The organism is Brevundimonas sp. (assembly GCF_041911375.1).
Taxonomy (GTDB): domain Bacteria; phylum Pseudomonadota; class Alphaproteobacteria; order Caulobacterales; family Caulobacteraceae; genus Brevundimonas.
In genome coordinates, this window is record NZ_JAYRPA010000047.1 from 1 (window position 1) to 5,027 (window position 5,027).

The 5,027-nt window shown below is 70.3% G+C and carries 6 protein-coding genes; all 6 read left to right on the top strand.

Features of this window, described 5'->3' with window-relative positions; genetic code table 11:
* Positions 1-431, top strand: a 431-nt coding sequence (locus tag ACE3PU_RS09355; RefSeq protein WP_374389023.1) for a hypothetical protein, incomplete at its 5' end; no start/stop codon positions are given.
* A 106-nt stretch (positions 432-537) separates the two neighbouring features.
* The gene (tolB, locus tag ACE3PU_RS09360) at positions 538-1,914 is read left to right on the top strand and encodes a Tol-Pal system beta propeller repeat protein TolB (protein WP_374389025.1); all 1,377 of its coding nucleotides are present in this window, start codon (positions 538-540) and stop codon (positions 1,912-1,914) included.
* Positions 1,915-2,063: 149 nt separating this feature from the next.
* The gene (gene pal / locus ACE3PU_RS09365; RefSeq protein ID WP_374389027.1) at positions 2,064-2,618 is read left to right on the top strand and encodes a peptidoglycan-associated lipoprotein Pal; all 555 of its coding nucleotides are present in this window, start codon (positions 2,064-2,066) and stop codon (positions 2,616-2,618) included.
* Between the two features lie 113 nt (positions 2,619-2,731).
* Positions 2,732-3,868 (top strand): DUF3667 domain-containing protein, encoded by a 1,137-nt coding sequence (locus tag ACE3PU_RS09370; RefSeq protein ID WP_374389029.1) that lies wholly within the window; start codon positions 2,732-2,734, stop codon positions 3,866-3,868.
* Positions 3,869-3,907: 39 nt separating this feature from the next.
* Positions 3,908-4,771: a tol-pal system protein gene (locus tag ACE3PU_RS09375; RefSeq protein WP_374389031.1), complete on the top strand. Its 864-nt coding sequence runs from the start codon at positions 3,908-3,910 to the stop codon at positions 4,769-4,771.
* The coding region (locus tag ACE3PU_RS09380; RefSeq protein WP_374389033.1) for an ATP-binding protein at positions 4,762-5,027 on the top strand (266 nt) is incomplete at its 3' end. The genes ACE3PU_RS09375 and ACE3PU_RS09380, both read left to right, overlap by 10 nt.

The window sequence follows — 5,027 nt, forward strand, 5'->3', positions numbered from 1 at the left end:
CCCCGCCGCGCCCCGCGCCCCGGCGCGAGGAGCCGACGCTGGACCTGGACGCCTTGTCGGGTCCGCCGCGCCAGACGCAGAACCGGGGCCGCCCGGCGACCGGCCAGCAGGGCGCCGGCCAGGCCAGCCAGGCGACCGGTCCGCAGATCACGGCCATCTTCAACCAGGTCTATCCGAACTGGAATCTGCCCTGCGACATCCCCGGCGCCGACCAGCTGCGCATCCAGGTCGACCTGACGCTGTCGGCGGACGGCCGGATCACGCGCGGCCCGACCCTGGTCAATCCGCAATCCAGCGCCGTCTATCGCGCCGCGGCCGACGGCGCGGTCAGGGCGCTGCGCCAGACCGCGCCGTTCGACGTGCCCGACGGGTTCCCCGGCGGGGCCTATCGTCCGACCTTCAACACCGAACGCGCATGCCGGAACCGATAGGCTCCGTCCGCGTCCTCAAAGTCGCCCCAATCGCCGCCAAGCTGGCGATTGTCGCAAGGTCCGAAGACAAGGGCCGCCGATCGATCGAGACCTACGGGAGCTTCTCATGCGTCTGACCCCACTGCTCGCCTCCGCCGCGGTCCTGGCCCTGGCGGGGTCCACCCTTTCGCAAGCCCAGACGCCGGGACAGCCGGCGACCGCGGGCGCCCCTGTCGAAGTCGAGATCGATCAGGGCGTGCTGCGCCCGTTCCAGATCGCGGTGGTCCCCTTCACCGGCGAACGGGGCCGCGACATCTCGGACGTGGTCAGCGGAAACCTGCGCCGTTCGGGCTTCTTCGAGCCGATGAATCCGGCGGGCTTCATCGAGACCGGCCTGACCCTGGCCAATGCGCCGAACTTCCCCCAATGGACGCAGATCGGGGCCCAGGCGGTGCTTTACGGCGGCGTCACCACGCGGGCCGACAACCGGCTGGACGTGGGGTTCCGCCTCTATGACCCCTATCGGCAGTGCCAGCTGGTCAGCTACCAGTTCACCGCCACGCCGGAGCAGTACCGCCGCATCGCGCACAAGATCTCGGACATGATCTACCAGCGCATGACCGGCGAGCCGGGCTTCTTCGACACGCGGGTGATCTTCGTGTCCGAGGAAGGCGATGCGCTGAACCGGAAGAACCGCCTGACCATCGTCGACCAGGACGGCTACCAGCCGGTGTTCCTGACCCAGGGCGACGAGGTGATCATGTCGCCCCGCTTCTCGGCGTCTCAGCCCGACGAGGTCACCTATGTGGCGCTGGGCAAGGACTACAGCCGCATCTACCTCTACAACCTGACCACCGGCCGGCGGGAATCGCTGGGCGAGTTCGACGGCCAGGTGCTGGCGCCGCGCTTCTCCAACGACGGCAACAAGGTCGCCTTCTCGATCATCCGGGGCGGCAACACCGACATCTACGTCATGGACCTGCGCAGCCGGCAGCTGTCGCGCCTGACTTCGGATCCCGGCATCGACACCTCGCCCTCGTTCAGCCCGGACGGGTCGATGATCGTGTTCAACTCGGACCGGTCGGGTTCGCCGCGCCTCTATGTCATGCGCGCAGACGGATCGGGCCAGCGGCCGATCAGCCGGGGCGGCGGCATCTATACGGCCCCGTCGTGGAGCCCGCGCGGCGACCTGATCGCCTTCACCAAACAGGGCGGGGGGCGTTTCTCGACCGGCGTGATGGACGCCAGCGGCGGCAATGAGCGCATCCTGTCCTCCAGCTATTTCGAGGAGGGCCCCAGCTGGGCGCCCAACGGCCGTTACGTCATGTTCGCGCGCCAGACGCGCGGCGGCGACACCCGGCTGTGGACCGTCGACCTGTCCGGCCGAGTGGTGGCCCAGGCCGGCTACAACGGACGCGGCACCGATCCGGCCTGGTCGCCGCTGCTGGACGCGCCCGCGGCCAACATCGGCATCGGCCAGAGCCCGGACAGCTGTCCGTCCTGACAATCGACGCACGGCGTTCGGCGAAAGACGGACCTTTCGCCTCAACAGTGCGTTATCGCGGCTGGCGCCCCGAAATCGCCCGACGCAAACATTACGGCCACGCTTGAGGCGCAGGCCTCGAAAACAGAACACCCAGGAGACGACCCCCGATGAAATCCTCCAGACTGATGACCCTGGCCATGGTGGGCTGCGCCGTCGCCGCGATGGCGGCCTGCACGCGTCGCCCGGTCGAGGGCGCCGTGCCGGGCCCCGAAACCCAGCAGCCGACCGGCCCCGCCTATCCGACCGCCCCGACCGGCCCCGTGACCGGCGGCCAGGTGGGTTCGGCCGTGCCGGGCTCCGAGCAGGACTTCGTCGTCAACGTCGGCGACCGCATCTACTTCGATCTGGACAGCTATGACGTCCGCCCGGAGGCCATGCCGCGCCTGGACGCCCAGGCCCAGTGGCTGCAGCGCTATCCGTCGGTCACCGTCCGCATCGAGGGCAACGCCGACGAGCGCGGCACGCGCGAATACAATCTGGCGCTGGGCGCCCGCCGCGCCGAGGCCGTGCGCTCCTATCTGATCAACCGCGGCGTGCCGGCCGGCCGCATCGACACCATCAGCTTCGGCAAGGAGCGCCCGATCGCCGAGGGCTCCAGCGAGGACGCCTGGGCGCGCAACCGCAACGCCCATACGGCGGTGGTCTCCGGCGCCCCGCGCTGAGGCCGTCCCTGGACGACTGACGAGAGAGGCGTCGGCGGCAAGCCGGCGCCTCTTTTCTTTTGCCCTCCGCGCCCGCAAGGTCCCCTCGATTCACGGCCAGGGGGGATGGGCGAATGGATGTCGATGCGGCGGGCGGCGCAATCACGGGCGGTGTCCTGGCGGGCGCCGTCGAGAAGCCCACGGGCAAGGCGGGCGAGCACGACCACGGCGTCTGTTCGGACTGCGGGGCCCAGACCAGCGGAAACTTCTGCGCCAACTGCGGTCAGCCGACGCACGTCCACCGCACGCTGCTGCATCTGGGCGAGGAGCTGCTGCACGGCGTCATGCATTTCGACGCCCGCATCTGGCGCACCCTGCCGCTGCTCTGGCTCAATCCGGGCCGGCTGACGCGGGAATGGATCGCGGGACGGCGCACCCGGTACGTCTCGCCCCTGGCGATGTTCCTGTTCACCCTGTTCGTGATGTTCTTCGCGCTGAGCTTCATGCCCCAGTACGAGTCGCGGGTGGTGGTGGCCGACGACATCGCCGAGGATCGCGCCGCCCTGGCGGAGGCGGAGCAGGCCCTGGCGCAGGTGCGGGCCGAGTTGGGGCAGCAACCGTCCAGCGTCGGCCGGGCCGCCACGGTCGAGGCCGAGCGCCTGGTCGCGCAGCGACGCGAAAGCCTGGCGAAACTGGAGCAGCAGGTCAGCCAGGGGCGCGCCGACGGACTGAAGCCCGGCAGCTGGCAGGCCAGCCTCAAGGACATGGCGGCCGGCGACGAGACCCACGACGGCACGGGCCGGCTGAAGGCGACGGGCCAGGACGCCAAGTCCGAAGGCCACGGCTTCGGCGCCACGGTGATGAAGAAGCTGCAGAACCCGGACCTGGCCGTCTACAAGCTGCAGCAGACGATGTACAAGTTCGCCTTCCTGCTGGTGCCCCTGTCCATTCCGTTCGTGGCGCTGCTGTTCCTGTGGAAGCGGGGCTTCACCCTGTACGACCACGGGGTCTTCGTTCTCTATTCGCTGACCTTCATGGCCATGCTGCTGATGGCCATGGTGCTGGCCGGGACCTTTCTGGGCGCGGTGGGACAGGTCGCCGTCTTCGCGGGGATGCTGGCCATTCCGTCGCACGTCTTCGCCCAGCTGAAAGGCGCCTATGGTCTGGGCGTGTTCTCGGCGCTGTGGCGGACCGTTTTCCTGCTGGTCTTCTGCAACATCGTCATCGGCCTGTTCGTCGGCGCCATCGTCTATCTGGGGCTGGGCCACTGACGCCTTGCGGCGGCCCCAAATCGGTGGAACCTAGCGGCCATGACGCTCAAGCTCCCTCGCCCCCGCCTCCGCGCCCTTCCCGCCGTCGTTGTCGGTCTGACCCTGGTCGCCGGGGGCGTGATCGCCGGCGGCGCCGTCGCCCAGCAGGCGCCCCCGAACATCATGGAGCGGACCCAGTGGGACAATCGCCGGCTGGAGCAGCTGGACCGCAACGTCCGTCGGCTGGAACGCGCCCTCACTCAGCGCAACGCCGCCGGCCAGCCGGTGCTGGTCGAGCCCGATCCGGAGGTGATCGCGCTTCAGGGGCGGGTCGATCTGCTGGACCGGCGCCTGTCGGACATCGAAGCCACGGTCCGTCGCATCAACGCCGACAACGAGCGCCTGACCTTCCAGCTGGATGAGTCCAACCGCGACAACACCGCCCTGCGCACCCGCCTGACCGACGTCGAGACGCGGCTGAAGGCGCTGGAGACCCAGGCCGAGCTGAACGCGCCCATCGTCGCGGATTCGCCGACCGGCGACGCCGCGCGCGACCTGGCCGCGGCGGTGCAGCTGGTGTCCAGCGACCGGCCGCGCGGCGAACGCGCGCTGGAGACGCTGGTCGCGACCTGGCCCGATACGCCGCAGGCGCGCGAGGCGAACTCGCGCCTGGGCGACCTGCGCGTCTCGGCCAACGACAAGGCCGGGGCCGTGCCCTATTACGCCGCCGCCCTGAAGGACTGGCCGCGCATCGGCTGGGCGGCCGAGACGACGCTGAAGCTGGCGGACGCCCTGATCGCCACCGATCGCAAGACGCAGGGCTGCGCCGCCCTGGCCGAGTTCAATCGCCGCTATGCGGAGACCGCCTCGACGACGCTGAAGACCCGGGCGGGCCAGATGCGCACCGCCGCCGGGTGCAGCTGACCGACCCCGCAGCCGACGGCGCAACGCCGGACGCGCGGACGTTCCAGCGGCTGGACCGGCGCCTGACGCCGGACGCCGAGGCGCCCGTGGCCGTGGCCCTGTCGGGCGGCGGGGACTCCGTGGCCCTGTTGCTGATCGTCGCGCGGTGGGCCAGGGCGCGGGGGCGTCGGCTGCTGGCGCTGACGGTCGATCACGGGCTTCAGCCCGAAAGCGCCGCCGACATCGTCGGTCAGCACGCGCAGCGCCTGCTTCTCGA

Coding starts and splice junctions, on each gene's coding strand:
- tolB (WP_374389025.1), top strand. CDS start 538: ATGCGTCTGACCCCACTGCTCGCCTCCGCCGCGGTCCTGGCCCTGGCG.
- pal (WP_374389027.1), top strand. CDS start 2,064: ATGAAATCCTCCAGACTGATGACCCTGGCCATGGTGGGCTGCGCCGTC.
- ACE3PU_RS09370 (WP_374389029.1), top strand. CDS start 2,732: ATGGATGTCGATGCGGCGGGCGGCGCAATCACGGGCGGTGTCCTGGCG.
- ACE3PU_RS09375 (WP_374389031.1), top strand. CDS start 3,908: ATGACGCTCAAGCTCCCTCGCCCCCGCCTCCGCGCCCTTCCCGCCGTC.